Genomic DNA, 17,485 nt, shown 5'->3' on the forward strand with positions numbered 1-17,485 from the left:
TCGTGCCGGGTCAAACTTTGCTGCTGGATTCCCTGACGGGCTTTGCATCAGGGAATGGAATGCTCGTGAGTGCGTTATGCGACCAAATGCATTACCATCGCTACTTTTCGGTGAGCGACTTAACCTTTGGCTGCGGCCGGTTCATCCGGCGTCAGGTCAGGGGGACACCCTGCCGGCCGAACTCTTTCCCCGCAGCAGCGTCATCGGCACCAAGCCCATGACCCTTGCTTCCGGATTCGCCAACGCCGCGTGGCAAACTAACGCGGAGAGGCGCAAGAAGTATAAGCAAAATGACTGATATTCGCAAAGACTCTGTAACCTTCTACACGGTGGGCGAGGCCGAGTCCGGCCAGCGCATCGACAATTTCCTGGTGCGCCTGCTCAAAGGCGTGCCCAAGAGCCATATCTACCGCATCCTGCGCTCCGGCGAGGTCCGCGTGAACAAGGGCCGCATCGACGCCGCCTACCGCTTGCAACCCGACGACCAGATCCGCCTCCCCCCAGTGCGCGTGGCGGAGCGCCCCGAAAACGATGCCCCGGCAGGCACCTTTCCGGTCATCTACGAAGACAACGCCCTGCTCGTCATCAACAAGCCGGCCGGCATCGCCGTGCACGGCGGCAGCGGCCTGTCGTTCGGCGTGATCGAACAGTTGCGCAAGGCCTACCCGGAATACCGCTTCCTGGAGCTGGTGCACCGCCTCGACCGGGAAACCTCCGGCCTGTTGATGCTGGCCAAGAAGCGCTCGGCTCTGCTCAAGCTGCACGACATGATGCGCTCGAGCACGCCGGACAAACGCTACCTGGCGCTGGGGGTGGGGCGCTGGCAGGACGACAAGCACGTCAAGCTGCCGCTGTTCAAGTTCACCAACGCCGAGGGCGAGCGCCGCGTGCGCGTCGCCGACCACGGCCAGGACGCCCACACCATCTTCAAGGTCCAGGAACGCTTCGCCGACTTCACCCTGGTGGAAGCGCGCCTGAGAACCGGCCGCACCCACCAGATCCGGGTACACATGGCCGCCAGCGGCCACCCCATCGCCGGCGACGACAAATACGGCGACGCCGCGCTCAACCGCGAGCTGGGCCGGCGCGGGCTGCGCCGCATGTTCCTGCACGCCGCCTCGCTCAGCCTGCCGCACCCGCTGACCGGCGAAAAACTCCACTTCCAGGCCCCGCTCCCGCCCGAGTTGGCCCACTTTCTCGACAGCCTGAGGCAGCATGAACAGAACGTTTGATCTGATCGTCTTCGACTGGGACGGCACCCTGATGGACTCGACCGCCCACATCGCCGCTTCGATCCAGGCCGCCTGCGCCGAGCTCGGCCTCCCGGTGCCCGACCGCAGCGCCGCCAGTCACGTCATCGGCCTCGGCCTGGAAGACGCCTTGCGCCGCGTCAGTCCCACGCTGCCGGCGGAGCGCTATCCGGACATGGTCGACGCCTATCGCCGGCATTACCTGAGCGGGGACGCCACGATAGAATTGTTCGAAGACGTGGTCGACGGTTTGGCCGAACTGCAGCAGAGCGACCTGTTCCTCGCCGTCGCCACCGGCAAGAGCCGCAAGGGGCTCGACCGGGTGCTGGCCGCAACCGGGCTATCCGCCGTGTTCCATGCCACCCGCACCGCGGACGAATGCCACTCCAAGCCGCACCCGGCCATGCTGCTGGAACTGACCGACGAGCTCGGCGTCGCCCCCCGGCGCACCTTGATGGTGGGCGACACCACGCACGACCTGCTGATGGCCCAGAACGCCGGCACCCACAAGGTCGGCGTCAGTTACGGCGCCCACCCAGCCGACGCCCTGATGGAATGCCAGCCCCTGGCCCTGTTCGACGATTTCCGGAGCTTTCTGCAATGGCTGAGACCGCGGATCGGCTGATCTGCGCGTCGGCCGAGCTGGTCAATAGCGGCAAGGCGGTGCGCTTCGGCATCACCGACGCCAACGGCCAGAGCCTCAGTGCGCTGGTCTTTCGCTACCAGGGCCGGGTTTTCGCGTACCATAATAGCTGTCGTCATATCCCCGTCGAACTGGACCTGACCGACGGCGAGGTCTTCGACCTGACCGGGCACTACCTGGTGTGCAGCATGCACGGCGCACTCTACCTGCCGGAGAACGGCCTGTGCGTCGGCGGCCCCTGCCGCGGCCAGCGACTGACGCCGGTGGCCGTCACGGAACGCGACGGCCAGGTGTATTGCATAACCGCCACCGCATGCGGTGACATGGAGAGAAACGGTGAACGATAACCCGCAATGGGAGCGCGAGCTGCTGGAAAAACTGGCGATGGCCTCGCTGGTCGAGCAGCGCCGCGCCCGCCAGTGGAAAATCTTCTTCCGGCTGGCCTGGCTCATCATCATCGCCGCCGTCGTCTTCGGCCTGTTCTTCGCCAAGGACGATACGGCGGGCGAGCGGCTGATCGGCGACGGGCACACCGCCACGCTGCAGCTCAAGGGCATCATCGACAGCGACAACGATACCGCCGAAAAGCTGATCGCCGGCCTGAACGACGCCTATGACGACAAGAACACCCGCGGCATCATCATCCAGGCCAACAGCCCCGGCGGCAGCCCAGTGCTGTCGGGCATGGTCTACGACGAGATCCGCCGCCAGAAGAAACTGCACCCGTCCATCCCGCTCTACGTCGTGGTCGAGGAAGTGTGCGCATCTGGCTGCTATTACATCGCCGCCGCCGCGGACAAGATCTTCGTCGACAAGGCCAGCATCATCGGCTCGATCGGCGTGCTGTCGGACGGCTTCGGCTTCACCGGCGTGATGGAAAAGCTGGGTGTCGAGCGCCGCCTGCGCACCTCCGGCGAAAACAAGGCGATGGGCGACCCGTTCTCACCGCTCAACCCCAAGCAGGAAGCCATCCGCCAGCAACTCTTGGACGACATCCACCAGCAATTCATCTCGGCGGTGAAAACCGGCCGGGGCAAGCGCCTGCACAACGACCCAGAGCTGTTCAGCGGCCTGATCTGGCTGGGCACCAAGAGCATCCCGCTGGGGCTGGCCGACGGCTACGGCACGGTACGCACGGTCGCCCGCGATGTCATCAAATCGGAAAGAACCGTCGACTTCACGCCCGAGGACACCTTCCCCAGCCGTTTCGCGCGCCGCCTTGGCGTCGAGTTCAGCAGCGGGCTCAAGAGCCTGTTCGACCCCCGCCTTTTCTGATCAGCGAGTAGACAGACACGATGGCACGCCGACGACGCAGCGAAGACGAACACGAAAACCATGAACGCTGGCTGGTTTCCTACGCCGACTTCATCACCCTGCTGTTCGCCTTCTTCGTGGTGATGTACGCCATCTCCTCGGTCAACGAAGGGAAGTACCGGGTGCTGTCCAGCGCCATCGTCGATGCCTTCCGCACCGGCACGGCGATCAGCCTGCAGACCACACCCCCCACCGGCGGTGCCAACACCATGATCGAGGTGGCGCAGAGCAAGCCGATCGCCAAGGCGGTCAAGGGCGAGCTGCAAGCCAAGGAGCAAAGCAAGCTCGGCAGCCTGGCCAACGATCTGCAGAAGGTCATGGAACCGCTGGTCAAGGGTGGCCAAGTCAAGATTTCGCAGAGCCCCAAGGGCGTGACCATCGAGATTCGCGACAGCGCCCTGTTCCCCGTCGCCCAGGCGCAACCCTCGCCCCAGTCGCTGCAGGTGCTGTCGCAGATGGCGAAAGTGCTGTCCCAGGTCGACAACCCGATCAGCGTGGAAGGTTTCACCGACAACACCCCGATCCGCAACACCTTCTTCCCGTCCAACTGGGAACTGTCGGCGGCGCGGGCAGGCAGTGTGGTCCGGCTGTTCGTCGAGAACGGCATCGCCCCGGAACGCCTGGTGGCGGTCGGTCGCGCCGAAAACCTTCCCGTCGCCGACAACGCCAGCGAGGACGGGCGCGCCCGCAACCGCCGGGTATCGATCACGGTACGCGCGGTCACGGCAGAAGACAGCGCGCCATTGGCGGTGGAATCGCTCGACAAGGCTGCCACGCCGCCCCCTCCTTGAGCCACACGACGATTTGCGCGAGAGCCGCCCATGAGCATCCAGCTCCACGCCCCCCCCGGCAAATCGCATAAGGCTTCGGCCAAACTCGCCCGCCCGGTTATAATCCGGACATTTTTCTACCCGGAGACCCGCATGCTCTACTCGCTTCTGCGCCCTCTTCTGTTCAAGCTAGACGCAGAAACCGCCCACGAAACCACCCTGAAGCTGCTCGACAAGGCGCACCAGCTCCATCTCGACAGCATTCTGGGACAGAGCACCGTTCGGCTGCCGGTACAGGCCATGGGGCTGACCTTCCCCAACCCGGTGGGACTGGCGGCGGGTCTCGACAAGAACGGGGAACACATCGACGCCCTGGCCGGGCTGGGCTTCGGCTTCCTGGAAATCGGCACCGTCACCCCCCGCCCGCAGGCCGGCAACCCCAAGCCGCGGCTGTTCCGCGTGCCGGAATACCAGGGCATCATCAATCGCATGGGGTTCAACAACCTGGGCGTCGATGCGCTGCTCGAGAACGTGCGCAACTGCCGCTTCAAGGGCATTCTCGGCATCAATATCGGCAAGAACGCCACCACGCCGATCGAAGCCGCGGTCGACGACTATCTTGCCTGCCTCGACAAGGTCTACGCCTACTCCAGCTACATCACCGTCAACATCTCCTCGCCCAACACCAAGAACCTGCGCCAACTGCAGCAGGCGGACGAGTTGTCGGCCCTGCTCGCAAGCCTCAAGCTGCGCCAGCAGGAACTGGCCGACAAGCATGGCCGCTACGTGCCGCTGGCGGTGAAGATCGCCCCGGACCTGGACGACGAGCAGATCGCGGCCATCGCCCGCCTGCTCACCGAGCACAAGATCGACGGTGTCATCGCCACCAATACCACGCTGTCGCGCAGCGAGATCGCCGGCCACCCGCTGGCCGGCGAAGCGGGCGGCCTCTCCGGCGCCCCCGTGCGCGAGCGCTCCACCCTGCTGATCCGCAAGCTGGCCAAGGAACTCGACGGCGCCCTGCCTATCATAGGAGTGGGAGGCATCGACTCCGGTGAGGACGCCGCCGAAAAGATGGACGCCGGCGCGACGCTGGTGCAGCTCTACAGCGGACTGATCTATCGCGGCCCGGGCCTGGTCGGCGAGGTGCTGCAGGCATTGAAAAACCGAAGCTGACCCGACACTGGCGCTTTAGCCATAGGAAGGAAATGAACATGCTGAAAACCGTTCTGCGGACTCTCGTCGTCGGTGCCGCCATCACCGGCACACTGGCCGGCTGCGCCACTTCGGATTCAGCCGCCGTCTACTCCAAGGGCCAGATGCGCCAGGCGCAGAGCGTGGAATTCGGCACAGTGGTTTCGGTTCGGAACGTTCTGATGGAAGGCGACAACAACGAGCTGCTCACCCTCGGTGGCGCCGCGCTGGGTGGCATAGCCGGCAGCACCATCGGTCACGGTCGTGGCGCCGCGGCGGGTACCATTGCCGGCGCACTTGCCGGCGGCTTCGGCACCCAGGCCGCCCAGCGCAGCCTCGGCACCAAGAATGCACTGGAAATCACCGTCAAGCTCGACCGCTCCGGCCGCATGCTGTCCATCGTGCAAGAAGCGGACATCCCCTTTGCGGTGGGTCAGCGCGTACGCGTCCTTACCGGTGCGGGCTACGACCGCGTCGCGCCGATGTAAGCACTCGTAGCAAGGTTGCAAGACCATGAGAAAGGGCCCTTCGGGCCCTTTCTCATGAGTCGAACGCCATCCATCGCCCGTCCTGCAGCTTCTCCAGGGGACGGTAAGCCGACTTGTACTCCATCTTCCGGCACCCCTCGATCCAGTAACCCAGATAGAGATAGGTCAGACCCAGCCGACGGGCCAACTGCACCTGCCACAGCACATTGTAGACGCCGTAGCTGGCCTGGGCCTCATCCGGGTCGTAGAAGGTATAGACCGCCGACAGACCATCGCTCAATCGGTCGATCAGGCTGACCATCTTCAACACGCCATCCTGGCGGAACTCGGCCAGGAAGCTGTCCACGTTACTCTTGAGGATGAATTCGGTGTACTGGCCGGAATCGTCCTCCGACATGCCGCCACCGGCATGCCGGGCCACCTGGTAGCGCCGGTACAAGGCGTAATGCTCCTCGCTGTACCCCAGCGGCAGCAGCTCCACCGTCAGGCTACCGTGCCGTTTCCAGGCGCGGCGCTGGGCCCGGTTGGGCGAGAAGGCCGCCACTGGGATACGCACCGGCTGACAGGCCTTGCAGCCATCGCAGTAGGGGCGGTAAGTGTAAGGGCCGCTACGGCGGAACCCCAGCCGCACCAGCTGACTGTATATCGCGCTGTCGATGGCTTCCGCCGGGATCGCCACTTGGGAGCGGGCCTGCAGGTCCGGGATGTAGCTGCACGGATACGGTGCCGTGGCATAGAAATGAATGGCCATCAACGGGCCGGCATCACGATGACTCATTGCTGTACCTGTATGACCACATCCCTTCGGGCGAAGAAAGCGCAACCTGCTCTTTCAGCGTAGCAAGAAACTGCTCTCGCGGTATACACCGGGCGCCCAGGCTGGCCAGGTGCGGCGTGTACATCTGGCAGTCGATCATGGCAAAGCCACAGGCCTGCAGGTGCCAGGCCATGTGAACGAAGGCCAGCTTGGAGGCATTGCTGACACGGGAGAACATCGACTCGCCATAGAACATGCGCCCCAGCGCCACGCCGTACAAACCGCCGACCAGCACCCCCTGCTCCCAGGTCTCGAAGGAATGGGCCAACCCCAGCTCGTGCAGGCGGCAGTAGGCATCCACCATGCCGGGGCCGATCCAGGTCCCCGGCTGACCGTCGCGTGGCGCCGCGCAGGCGGTCATGACCTCGCGGAAGGCGGTATCGACACGGATTTCGTAAGGGTGATTGCGCAGGGTCTTGGCCAGCGAGCGCGTGACGCGCAATTCGACCGGGAACAGCACCATGCGCTCGGAGGGCGACCACCAGAGAATCGGCTCCCCCGGCGAAAACCAAGGGAAAATCCCCTGGCTGTAGGCCAGGACCAGCCGCGGCGGAGAGAGGTCCCCGCCGGCGGCCAGCAAACCGTCCGGCTCGAGCAGCGCGCTCTCGGCGCGTGGAAAAACCAGCTCGCGGCTGAGCCAGGGAACCATGGATCAATCAGGATTTTTTCTTGCCGGTGCACTCGGCGCATTCGCCATACATGTAGAGGGCATGGTCGACGATGTGGAAATTGTGCTGTTGGGCGATACGATCCTGCAGCGCCTCGATTTCCGGATCGAAGAACTCCACGACCTTGCCGCACTTGACACACACCATGTGATCGTGGTGCCCGCCTTCATTCAACTCGTACACCGCCTTGCCGGTTTCGAAATGATGGCGCACCAGAATGCCGGCCTGCTCGAACTGGGTCAGAACACGGTAAATGGTGGCAAGACCCACGTCGATGTTCTCGGCGATCAGGCGGCGGTAGACGTCTTCGGCCGACAGGTGGCGGGACTCGCTGGTTTCGAACAGATCCAGAATTTTCAGGCGGGGACCGGTCGCTTTCAGACCAATATCTTTAAGGTGACTGGCTTTACTCATCATGATATAAATGTAGATGGTCCAAAAACCATGATAAAGCCTTTTTGCGGCTTTGCCTAATTACCATTCCATAATTTCTACCTGAGCGGAGTCACATGCGCGTCCTGATTATTGCCGCCGCCATCGTTCTGTCCGGCTGCAGTTCTCTGAACCCGATGAGCTGGTTCACCCCCTACCAAATGGACATCCCTCAAGGGAACTACGTCACGCAGGATGCCGTCGCCAAACTCAAGCCTGGCATGACGCACAAGCAGGTCCAGTTCCTGCTGGGTACCCCACTCTTGACCGATGCCTTCCATGGTAACCGCTGGGATTACAAGTATCGCCTGGTGCGCGCGGGGAAACCGGCAGAAGACAAGCTGCTGACCGTCTACTTCGAGGGCGATGCCATGACCCGGGTAGAGGGTGAAGCCCTGCCGGCCGAACGTGCAATTCTCCCCGCCGACGCCTCGGCCCCCGCTCAGGCAACCAAGGCGCAATGAACATGATGAACGTAGTGATCGTAGGAGCCAGCGGCCGCATGGGCCGCACCCTGATCGAGTCGGTACTGGCGACGGAAGGCGTAGAGTTGCACGCCGCAGTCGAACGTCCCGGCTCCGATTTCATCGGTCAGGATGCCGGCCTGTTTCTCGGCCGCGCCACCGGCATAAAAGTCACCACCGATTTCGACGCGGCCCTGCAGGGCGCCGACGTCGTCATCGACTTCACCCGCCCGGAAGGCACGCTCCACTATATGGCCAGTTGTGTCGCCAACAATGTGAAGCTGATCATCGGCACCACCGGCTTCGACGACGCCGGCAAGGAAGCCATCCGCCTCGCTTCTGAAAAGATCGGCATCGTGTTCGCGCCGAACTTCAGCGTGGGCGTGAACCTGACCTTCAAGCTGCTGGACATCGCCTCGCGGGTGCTGGCCGAGGATTACGACATCGAAATCATCGAGGCGCACCACCGCCACAAGGTGGATGCCCCGTCCGGCACGGCGTTGCGCATGGGCGAGGTGATCGCCGACGCGCTCGGCCGCGACCTGAAGGAATGCGCCGTCTACGGACGCGAAGGCGTGACCGGCGAGCGCGATGCCAAGACCATCGGTTTTGCCACGGTGCGTGCCGGCGACGTGGTCGGTGATCACACCGCGCTGTTCGCCACCACCGGCGAGCGGGTGGAGATCACCCACAAGGCCTCCAGCCGCGCCACCTTCGCCAACGGCGCCGTGCGGGCGGCCAAGTGGCTGGCGACCAAGCCGACCGGCCTGTTCGACATGCAGGACGTGCTGGGCCTGCGTTAAAACAGTAAGGGAGGGGCCAAGCCACTCCCTTCGTTTCCTCCGCCGCGGCTTGCCGCCGGCTGGCCGCCTCTATCTCCTCGTCGGCTCCCCATCACGCCGGCTGCAGCGTCAATTGCTCGGGCTGGTGCCTGACCTCGAAAGTCTGCTCCACCTCCCCTGCATCGTTGACGCTCTCCAACCGTACGTCGAAGCCCCACAGCCGCGCCACATGCTTCAACACCTCGTGCGCGCTGCCCGCCTCCAGCGGCCGGCGCCGGTGCATGGTGTGGCGCAGCGTCAGGCGTCGGTCGCCGCGCACGTTGACCGACCAGACCTGGATATTCGGCTCGCGCGAGCCCAGATTGTACTGCTCGGACAGCTTCTGCCGCACGTCGCGGTAGCCTTCCTCGTCATGGATCGCCGACACCAGCAGCGTGCTTTCCCGATCGTCGTCACGGATGGCGAAGAAGCGGAAGTCGCGGATCAGCTTGGGCGAGAGATACTGCGAAACGAAACTCTCGTCCTTGAAATTCTTCATGGCGAAGTCGAGCGTTTCCTGCCAGTTGCTGCCGGCGATGTCGGGGAACCACAGTTTATCCTCCGCCGTCGGCTCCTGGCAGATGCGCTTGATGTCCTGGTACATCGAGAAGCCGAGCGCATAGGGATTGATGCCGTTGTACCAGCGTGCGGTCACGGGTGGCTGGTACACCACGTTGGTGTGCGACTGCAGGAACTCCATCATGGCGCCGTCGGTCACCAGGCCCTTCTCGAACAGCCGATTCATGATGGTGTAGTGCCAGAACGTCGCCCAACCCTCGTTCATCACCTGAGTCTGGCGCTGCGGATAGAAATACTGGGCGATCTTGCGCACGATGCGCACGATCTCGCGCTGCCACGGTTCCAGCAAGGGCGCGGACTTCTCGATGAAGTACAGCAGGTTTTCCTGCGGCTCGGCGGGGAAGCGCACCGGCTCCTGCTCGCCTCCGCTCTTGGCGCGCCGCGGAATGGTGCGCCACAGATCGTTGACCTGCATCTGCAGATAATGCTCGCGTTCTTCCTGCCGCGCCTGTTCCTTGGCCAGCGACAGCTTCTGCGGCCGCTTGTAGCGGTCCACGCCGTAGTTCATCAGGGCGTGGCAGGAGTCGAGCAGTTCTTCCACGGCATCGATGCCGTAGCGCTCTTCGCAGCGCGAGATATAGCTCTTGGCAAACACCAGGTAGTCGACGATGGCCGAAGCGTCGGTCCAGGTGCGGAACAGGTAGTTGCCCTTGAAGAACGAGTTATGGCCGTAGGCAGCATGGGCGATCACCAGCGCCTGCATGGTCATGGAGTTTTCTTCCATGAGGTAGGCGATGCAGGGATTGGAGTTGATCACGATCTCGTAGGCCAGCCCCATGTGACCGCGCTTGTAGCTCTTCTCGGTAGAGACGAAGTGCTTGCCGAAAGACCAGTGGTGATAGTTGACCGGCATGCCCACCGACGAATAGGCATCCATCATCTGTTCGGCGGAGATGACTTCCAGTTGCACCGGATAGACATCCAGCCCGTACTCATTGACGGCGATCTCGCGTATCGCCCGCTCGTACTCGTCGAGCAGGTCGAAAGTCCACTCGGAACCGGTCGAAATGGGTGTCATGCTGCACCTCCGCAAAGTCGGGGTTGGCCTGGCGCCCGTCAGGGGCCTGCTCACCAGCCGTCACGGCCGTGAGCAGGTTCCTGACAGGTTCTCATCAAGCACGGGTAGCGGGTTGACGCTTGAAGATTTCCCGGAACACCGGATAGATGTCCGCCGTCGAGTGAATGCGCTGCATGGCGAAGTGCTTGCAGCGCTCCTTGACCTTGAGGTACTCGTACCAGAGGTTTTGCGGCTCGCTCTCGGTGATCTCGACGTAGGCGTAGTACTGGCACAAGGGTAGCAGCGACTCGTCGAGAATCTGGGCGCAATTGGCCGAATCGCTGTCCCAGTTGTCGCCGTCCGACGCTTGCGCCACGTAGATATTCCACTCGCTGCTGTTGTAACGCTTGTAGACGATCTCCTTCATCAGGTTGAGCGCCGACGACACCACGGTCCCCCCCGATTCGCGCGAGTGGAAGAAGTCGTGCTCGTTCACCTCGACGGCACTGGTGTGGTGACGGATAAACACGACTTCGATCTTCTCGTAATTCCGCTGCAGGAACAGGTAGAGCAGGATGAAGAAACGCTTGGCCATGTCCTTCTTGGCTTCGTCCATGGAGCCTGACACGTCCATGATGCAGAACATCACCGCCTGGCTGGTCGGCTTGGGCTGCTTGATGCGGTTGTTGTAGCGCAGGTCGAACGGGTCGATGAAGGGGATGCTGGCCAGCCGCTCGCGCAGCAGGTGGATATGCCTGCGCTTCTCCCGCACTTCGATATCGTGCTCTTCGTCGGACTCGAGCAGGGTATCCAGATCCTCTTCGGCCTCGTTGAGCTCGGAGAGCGTCGGCGCGGACAGCGCCACCCGGCGCGCCAGCGCACCACGCAGCGAACGGACGATGCTGATATTGGTCGGCGTGCCGTCGCTGGTATAGCCGGCCCGCACCGACTTCATTTCCTCCACTCCCATCAGCTGGGTCTTGACCAGGTTGGGCAGCGCCAGGTCCTCGAAGAACACGTTCATGAACTCTTCGCGCGACAGCTCGAAGGCAAAGTCGTCCTCCCCTTCGCCATCCTGGCTGGCCTTGCCTCCCCCGCCACCGGCACCACCCTGCGGCCGATTGAAGCGATCCCCCTTGATGAACTCCTCGTTGCCGGGATGAACGTTTTCGGTGACGCCACCCCTGCCATGGTGAAAGATCGGCTCGGAGACATCCTTTACCGGAATGGAAACCTTCTCACCGCTGTCGATATCGGTGATGCTCCGTCCCTTGATGGCCTTGGAGACGGCTTCCTTGATTTGGGCCTTGAAACGGCGCAGGAACCGCTCGCGGTTGACCGCAGACTTGTTCTTGCCGTTCAGGCGACGATCAATGATGTGAGCCATAGCCACCTCTACAGTCCCGGTTGGGCAAGACCCATGCCTTGCCGCTGATATCTGGCCGGGAACACCGTCCCGGCCAGAATGACGGGCTTACGAAGACTTGCGCACGCGCAGATACCATTCGCACAGCAGGCGAACCTGCTTGGCCGTATAGCCCTTGTCGACCATCCGGTTGACGAAATCCTCATGCTTCTTGGCGTCCTCGGCACTCGCCTTGGCATTGAAGGAGATGACCGGCAACAGCTCCTCGGTGTTGGAGAACATTTTCTTCTCGATCACCATGCGCAGCTTCTCATAGCTCGTCCAGGTGGGGTTCTTCCCTCCATTGCTGGCTCGTGCACGCAGCACGAAGTTGACGATCTCGTTGCGGAAGTCCTTCGGGTTGGAAATGCCCGCCGGCTTCTCGATCTTTTCCAGTTCCGCGTTGAGCGAGGTCCGGTCGAAACTCTCACCCGTATCCGGATCGCGGTATTCCTGATCCTGGATCCAGTAGTCGGCGAAGGTCACGTAACGATCGAAGATGTTCTGCCCGTACTCGGAATAGCTCTCCAGGTAAGCGGTCTGGATTTCCTTGCCGATGAACTCGACATACTTGGGCGCCAGGAACTCCTTGATGAAGGTCAGGTACTTCTGTTCGACCTCGGGCGGGAATTGCTCGCGCTCGACCTGTTTTTCCAGCACGTACAACAGATGCACCGGGTTGGCCGCCACTTCGGAATGGTCGAAGTTGAACACCTTGGACAGGATCTTGTAGGCAAACCGCGTGGAAAGCCCGCTCATGCCTTCGTCCACGCCGGCATAGTCGCGGTATTCCTGCAACGATTTGGCCTTGGGATCGGTGTCCTTGAGGTTTTCACCGTCGTAGACCTGCATCTTGCTGAACAGGCTGGAGTTCTCCGGATCTTTCAGCCGGGAGAGCACGGCAAACTGCGCCATCATCTTGAGCGTTCCCGGGGCGCACGGAGCGTTGGCCAGCGAAGAGTTGCGGATCAATTTGTCGTAGATCTTGATCTCTTCGGTGACGCGCAGGCAGTACGGCACCTTGACAATGTAGATCCGGTCGAGGAAAGCCTCGTTATTCTTGTTGTTCTTGAACTGCTTCCATTCGGATTCGTTGGAGTGCGCCAGGATGATGCCCTCGAACGGAATCGCGCCAAAGCCCTCGGTGCCCTTGAAGTTGCCCTCCTGGGTCGCGGTCAGCAACGGGTGCAGCACCTTGATCGGTGCCTTGAACATTTCCACGAACTCCAGCAGGCCCTGGTTGGCCAGGCACAGGCCGCCGGAGTAGCTGTAGGCGTCCGGATCGTCCTGGGCGTATTTTTCCAGCTTGCGGATGTCCACCTTGCCGACCAGCGAGGAGATGTCCTGGTTATTTTCGTCGCCCGGCTCGGTCTTGGCCACGGCGATCTGCTTCAGTACCGAGGGGTAGCGCTTGACCACGCGGAACTGGCTGATGTCGCCGTTGAATTCATGCAGGCGCTTTACCGCCCACGGGCTGGGGATGGCGCGCAGGTAACGGCGCGGAATACCGTATTGTTCTTCGAGGATGGCACCGTCCTCGTCGTAATTGAACAGGCCCAGCGGCGATTCGTTGACCGGCGAGCCCTTCAGGCAATAGAACGGCACCAGTTCCATCAATTCCTTGAGTTTTTCGGCGATGGACGATTTGCCGCCTCCCACCGGGCCCAGCAGATAGAGAATCTGTTTCTTCTCTTCCAGGCCTTGGGCGGCATGACGGAAATAGGCCACGACCTGCTCGATCACTTCTTCCGTGCCGTAAAAATCACGGAAGGCCGGGTAGATCTTGACCACCTTGTTGCTGAAAATCCGTGACAGCCGGGGATTGTGGCGGGTGTCCACCAGTTCCGGCTCGCCGATGGCCATCAGCATGCGTTCGGCGGCAGTGGCGTAGGCGGCGGGTTCGCGTTTGCAGATATCCAGATATTCCTGGATGGTGTACTCCTCCTCGCGCGTCCGATCGTAACGTGAAGAGTATTGGCTGAAGATATCCGGGTACATGGCTCTGCCTCCTGACGTTCGGCAGGGGGCGGCGGCGAACGTTCGCGCATCCGCCATGCCCCCTTGCACCATTAGAGTGACTGCTTGAGAACCGGTTCTACTTCATTATGTTTTTTTGGGTATAGCACAGGAATTCAGGTGCGTCCGGGCAATTATGTCAGCTGGATGCAAGGAAACACGCCTTGTCAGGACTTCAATTCGATGATGCGCGCGCCGATTTCGTACAGCCTTCCGCGCTCGATTTCATTGCAACGGCGCACTTCCACCTCGGCTTCGAACGGCTTTCCGGGCAGGCCGCCGACAGCCGGGGCCCGCACCACGACCAGCAACCTTTCGCCAAATTGCGGCACGAAGGAAGTACGCAGCGCCAGCCCGTCTATCGACAGGTCTATGCATTCGCCATAGTGGGTCTCGCCGGTATTCCGTGACTTGATGCGGGCATTGCATCCCATCCGGATACGCCGCGCACCACGGCGCTCGTGGTGCGGATCAAACGGGGGCACCCGGCAGCCTCCCGTCGAGATAGGCCGACAGCCAGTGCAGGCCAACGATCGATTTGCTGTCGCAGATTTCGCCGGTCAGCGCCATGACCATGGCATCGGCCAGCGGCACGGTGACCACTTCGAGAAATTCGCCATGGTCCAGCTGTCGCTCGTGCAGGGTCAGGTCCTGGGCCAGGAAGTAGCTGATCTGTTCGTCGGCGTAGCCGATGCAGGGGTGGGCCGTGCCGAGGTAGGTCCAGCGCTCGGCCTGATAGCCGGTCTCTTCGCGCAGCTCGCGGCGTGCCGTGCTGTCGCGCGCCTCGTCCGGGTCGATCTTGCCGGCCGGAATCTCCAGAAACACCCGGCCGGCCGGGTAGCGGTACTGGCGCTCCATCACCAGCCGGTCGTCCGGGGTCAGTGCCAGGATGGCCACGGCGCCGGGGTGCCGGATGTATTCGCGATACGAGGTGCTGCCGTCCGGCAGTTGCACCTTGTCGCGGTGCACTTGGAGAAAACCGCCCTGGTAAACCGTTTCCGTGCTCAAGGTCTTTTCAACGAGTTCCACGCCATCCCTTCCGTTTTTTCCATGCCATGATGATATAACACCGCCATCCTGCCCGAACGCACAGATACCCGGCAAGCCCGAGCGTGAGGCCCAGCATGGGCACGCCGATCGCCAACGGCAATCCCAGGCCCACGGCCCAGTCGCCGACTTGTCGCAGCCATTCGAGCGGCGACGACGCCGACCAGTCCGGCGCCATCGTCATTGTGCCGTGGTTCGAGCGCCCCAGCAGCAGTTTGCCGTACTCGTATGCCAGGTAGTACAGCGGCAGATAGGTAAATAGATTGGTATAGAGAGTAGTGACGATGGCGACCGGCAGGTTGACGCGGAACACGAGTGCGAGCAAGGCGGCGGTGATCATCTGGCTCGGCCCCGGCATCAGCCCGGAGAACAGGCCGATGGCGAAGGCCAGCGCCACCTTGCGCCGGTTCAGCGACCAGAACGCCGGATGGTCCAGATACGGCGCCAGCCATCTCAGATAGCGGTTCTGGAACAGCCGGTGATGGTCGGGCAGCAGCTGACGCAGGTGTCTTCGGATTCGGCTCATCGCGCGGACTGTCGTTAATTAGCAACCATGCCTCAGTCCATGTTAGCGAAAAAGCTTGCCAAAGCTTCTGCTATTATTTAAACATACGTTTGAATTACTCGCCGGCACGATCCCGGAAACGACACGATTGCCCGAACCGCATGATTGCGGGCCACGCTACTCAGGAGACAAAACCATGCCAGCCTACAAGGCCCCCCTGCGCGATTTCGATTTCGTCCTCAACGAGCTGATCAAGGTCCAGGACGTCATCCCCACCCTGCCCGGCTACCAGGAGGCCACGCAGGACATCTATACCTCTTATCTCGAAGCCGCCGCCCAGTTCTGCGAAAACGAGCTGGCCCCGCTCAACCGCCCGGCCGACGAGGAAGGCTGCCACTTCGACGCCGCCACCCACAGCGTGACCACGCCGGCCGGCTTCAAGGAAGCCTACGCCCAGTACTGCGAGCTGGGCTTCCCGGCACTCGATTGCGATCCGGCCTACGGCGGCCAGGGCATGCCCAAGTCGCTGGCGTTCCCGGTGATGGAAATGCAGTGTTCGGCCAACGTGGCGTGGTCGATGTACCCCGGCCTCTCCCACGGCGCCTACTCCGCCATCCACGCCCACGGCAGCGAGGAGCAGAAGGCCGCCTATCTGCCCAAGCTGGTCTCCGGCGAGTGGACCGGCACCATGTGCCTGACCGAACCGCACTGCGGCACCGACCTGGGCCTGTTGAAGACCAAGGCCGAGCCGAACGGCGACGGCAGCTACAGCATCACCGGCACCAAGATCTTCATCTCGGCCGGCGAGCACGACATGTCCGGCAACATCATCCACCTGGTGCTGGCGCGCCTGCCGGATGCGCCGAAGGACGTGAAGGGCATCTCGCTGTTCATCGTGCCCAAGTTCCACGACGACGGCAGCCGCAACACCGTGTATTGCGGCGCGCTGGAACACAAGATGGGCATCAAGGCCAACGCCACCGCGGTGATCAATCTCGACAACGCCAAGGGCTGGCTGATCGGCGAGCCGAACAAGGGGCTCTCCTGCATGTTCACCATGATGAACGCGGCGCGCCTGGGTTGCGGCATGCAGGGCCTGGGGATCGGCGAGGCGTCGTTCCAGGGCGCGCTGGCCTACGCCAAGGAGCGCCTGCAGATGCGTGCGCTGAACGGCGTGCACAGCCCGGACAAGCCGGCCGACCCGATCATCGTGCATCCGGATGTACGCCGCATGCTGCTGACGCAGAAGGCCTACACCGAAGCCGGCCGCGCGCTGACCACGCTCTTGGCCTTGCAGCTCGACATCGAGGAGAAACATCCGGACTCGGCGGCACGCCAGGACGCCGCCGATCTGGTGGCGCTGCTGACCCCGGTGGCCAAGGCCTTCATGACCGACAACGGCTACACCGCCGCCAACATGGGCATGCAGGTGTTCGGCGGCCACGGTTTCATCCGCGAATGGGGCATGGAGCAGCTGGTGCGCGACTGCCGCATCTCGCAGATCTACGAGGGCACCAACGGCATCCAGGCGATCGACCTGTTGGGCCGCAAGGTGCTGCTCGACCAGGGCGCCAAGCTGCGCAAGTTCACCAAGCAGATCCACAAGTTCTGCCAGGCCAACGAGGGCAACGACAAGCTGACGGAGTTCGTCGGCCCGCTGTCCAAGCTGCTGAAGGAAGTCGGTGACATCACCATGGCCGTCGGCATGGCCGCGTTCAAGGACAAGGACGAGGCCGGTGCGGCCGCCACCGACTATCTGCGCCTGATCGGCCACCTGACCTACGCCTGGATGTGGGCACGCATGGCCGAAGTGGCCTACGCCAAGCTGGGCCAGGGCGAGGACGATTTCTACCAGGCCAAGATCACCACCGCCCGCTTCTACTACGCCAAGCTGCTGCCAGAAGTAGAAGCACTCAAGGCCACGATCAAGAGCGGCGCCCAGCCGCTGATGAGTCTCGGCGAGGAGCAGTTCGCCTTCTGATAACCGGTTTGTTCGACTCTGTGCAGGAGTGTGTTTTGGCGGCCCTTCGGGGCCGTTTTTTTTTTTGGGATCACCTGCCCCCTAATGAAAACCG

19 protein-coding genes are annotated in these 17,485 nt (G+C 62.5%); 10 read left to right on the forward strand and 9 right to left on the reverse strand.

Annotated features, from left to right (window positions below; genetic code table 11):
• The first annotated feature begins 290 nt into the window (after positions 1–290).
• The 7 genes from rluC (at position 291) to PSEMAI1_RS0113600 (ending at position 5,659) form a co-directional block, all read left to right on the forward strand.
• Positions 291–1,232 (forward strand): 23S rRNA pseudouridine(955/2504/2580) synthase RluC, encoded by a 942-nt coding sequence (gene rluC / locus PSEMAI1_RS0113570; protein ID WP_024303402.1) that lies wholly within the window; start codon positions 291–293, stop codon positions 1,230–1,232.
• Entirely contained in the window at positions 1,216–1,875 is a 660-nt protein-coding gene (locus PSEMAI1_RS0113575; RefSeq protein WP_024303403.1) for an HAD-IA family hydrolase, read from the forward strand. The genes rluC and PSEMAI1_RS0113575 overlap by 17 nt, the downstream gene beginning before the upstream one ends.
• A complete protein-coding gene (locus PSEMAI1_RS0113580; RefSeq protein ID WP_024303404.1) occupies positions 1,851–2,240 on the forward strand; it encodes a Rieske 2Fe-2S domain-containing protein in 390 nt (129 codons plus the stop codon). Before PSEMAI1_RS0113575 ends, PSEMAI1_RS0113580 begins: the two co-directional genes overlap by 25 nt.
• Positions 2,230–3,168, forward strand: a complete 939-nt coding sequence (locus tag PSEMAI1_RS0113585) for a S49 family peptidase (protein ID WP_024303405.1) — start codon at positions 2,230–2,232, stop codon at positions 3,166–3,168. Before PSEMAI1_RS0113580 ends, PSEMAI1_RS0113585 begins: the two co-directional genes overlap by 11 nt.
• A 20-nt stretch (positions 3,169–3,188) precedes the next feature.
• Positions 3,189–3,998, forward strand: coding sequence for a flagellar motor protein MotD (gene motD / locus PSEMAI1_RS0113590; RefSeq protein ID WP_024303406.1), 810 nt, complete (start codon positions 3,189–3,191; stop codon positions 3,996–3,998).
• A gap of 132 nt (positions 3,999–4,130) precedes the next feature.
• Positions 4,131–5,153, forward strand: a complete 1,023-nt coding sequence (locus PSEMAI1_RS0113595; RefSeq protein ID WP_024303407.1) for a quinone-dependent dihydroorotate dehydrogenase — start codon at positions 4,131–4,133, stop codon at positions 5,151–5,153.
• Between the two features lie 38 nt (positions 5,154–5,191).
• Positions 5,192–5,659 carry a glycine zipper 2TM domain-containing protein gene (locus PSEMAI1_RS0113600; RefSeq protein WP_024303408.1) on the forward strand — a complete coding sequence of 156 codons (468 nt, stop codon included), beginning with the start codon at positions 5,192–5,194 and terminating at the stop codon, positions 5,657–5,659.
• Between the two features lie 52 nt (positions 5,660–5,711).
• Here the strand turns inward: PSEMAI1_RS0113600 and PSEMAI1_RS0113605 are convergent, their stop codons facing one another.
• The 3 genes from PSEMAI1_RS0113605 to fur are packed head-to-tail and all read right to left on the reverse strand — an operon-like array spanning position 5,712 to position 7,558.
• Positions 5,712–6,437, reverse strand: a complete 726-nt coding sequence (locus tag PSEMAI1_RS0113605; protein ID WP_024303409.1) for an arginyltransferase — start codon at positions 6,435–6,437, stop codon at positions 5,712–5,714.
• Positions 6,424–7,125, reverse strand: coding sequence for a leucyl/phenylalanyl-tRNA--protein transferase (aat, locus tag PSEMAI1_RS0113610; RefSeq protein WP_024303410.1), 702 nt, complete (start codon positions 7,123–7,125; stop codon positions 6,424–6,426). Before aat ends, PSEMAI1_RS0113605 begins: the two co-directional genes overlap by 14 nt.
• A 7-nt stretch (positions 7,126–7,132) precedes the next feature.
• Positions 7,133–7,558: a ferric iron uptake transcriptional regulator gene (gene fur / locus PSEMAI1_RS0113615; RefSeq protein ID WP_024303411.1), complete on the reverse strand. Its 426-nt coding sequence runs from the start codon at positions 7,556–7,558 to the stop codon at positions 7,133–7,135.
• Between the two features lie 95 nt (positions 7,559–7,653).
• On the opposite strand from fur, the gene PSEMAI1_RS0113620 reads away from it, so the two are divergent.
• A complete protein-coding gene (locus PSEMAI1_RS0113620) occupies positions 7,654–8,040 on the forward strand; it encodes an outer membrane protein assembly factor BamE (protein WP_024303412.1) in 387 nt (128 codons plus the stop codon).
• Complete coding sequence (gene dapB, locus PSEMAI1_RS0113625; RefSeq protein ID WP_024303413.1) at positions 8,037–8,843, forward strand: 4-hydroxy-tetrahydrodipicolinate reductase; 807 nt, start codon at positions 8,037–8,039, stop codon at positions 8,841–8,843. The genes PSEMAI1_RS0113620 and dapB overlap by 4 nt, the downstream gene beginning before the upstream one ends.
• A gap of 91 nt (positions 8,844–8,934) precedes the next feature.
• Here the strand turns inward: dapB and PSEMAI1_RS0113630 are convergent, their stop codons facing one another.
• From PSEMAI1_RS0113630 to PSEMAI1_RS0113655, 6 genes are all read right to left on the reverse strand, one after another.
• Positions 8,935–10,458: a SpoVR family protein gene (locus PSEMAI1_RS0113630; RefSeq protein WP_024303414.1), complete on the reverse strand. Its 1,524-nt coding sequence runs from the start codon at positions 10,456–10,458 to the stop codon at positions 8,935–8,937.
• A gap of 94 nt (positions 10,459–10,552) precedes the next feature.
• A complete protein-coding gene (locus tag PSEMAI1_RS0113635; protein WP_024303415.1) occupies positions 10,553–11,824 on the reverse strand; it encodes a YeaH/YhbH family protein in 1,272 nt (423 codons plus the stop codon).
• A gap of 87 nt (positions 11,825–11,911) precedes the next feature.
• Positions 11,912–13,840 carry a PrkA family serine protein kinase gene (locus PSEMAI1_RS0113640; protein WP_024303416.1) on the reverse strand — a complete coding sequence of 643 codons (1,929 nt, stop codon included), beginning with the start codon at positions 13,838–13,840 and terminating at the stop codon, positions 11,912–11,914.
• A gap of 185 nt (positions 13,841–14,025) precedes the next feature.
• Positions 14,026–14,343 (reverse strand): PilZ domain-containing protein, encoded by a 318-nt coding sequence (locus PSEMAI1_RS0113645; protein ID WP_084612699.1) that lies wholly within the window; start codon positions 14,341–14,343, stop codon positions 14,026–14,028.
• On the reverse strand, positions 14,330–14,887 hold the full coding sequence (locus PSEMAI1_RS0113650; protein WP_024303418.1) for an NUDIX domain-containing protein: 558 nt from the start codon (positions 14,885–14,887) through the stop codon (positions 14,330–14,332). The genes PSEMAI1_RS0113645 and PSEMAI1_RS0113650 overlap by 14 nt, the downstream gene beginning before the upstream one ends.
• On the reverse strand, positions 14,874–15,431 hold the full coding sequence (locus PSEMAI1_RS0113655; RefSeq protein ID WP_029770720.1) for a DUF2062 domain-containing protein: 558 nt from the start codon (positions 15,429–15,431) through the stop codon (positions 14,874–14,876). The genes PSEMAI1_RS0113650 and PSEMAI1_RS0113655 overlap by 14 nt, the downstream gene beginning before the upstream one ends.
• Positions 15,432–15,606: 175 nt before the next feature.
• On the opposite strand from PSEMAI1_RS0113655, the gene PSEMAI1_RS0113660 reads away from it, so the two are divergent.
• Positions 15,607–17,391 carry an acyl-CoA dehydrogenase C-terminal domain-containing protein gene (locus PSEMAI1_RS0113660; RefSeq protein WP_024303420.1) on the forward strand — a complete coding sequence of 595 codons (1,785 nt, stop codon included), beginning with the start codon at positions 15,607–15,609 and terminating at the stop codon, positions 17,389–17,391.
• Positions 17,392–17,485: the final 94 nt, after the last annotated feature.

The organism is Pseudogulbenkiania sp. MAI-1 (assembly GCF_000527175.1).
Classification (GTDB): domain Bacteria; phylum Pseudomonadota; class Gammaproteobacteria; order Burkholderiales; family Chromobacteriaceae; genus Pseudogulbenkiania.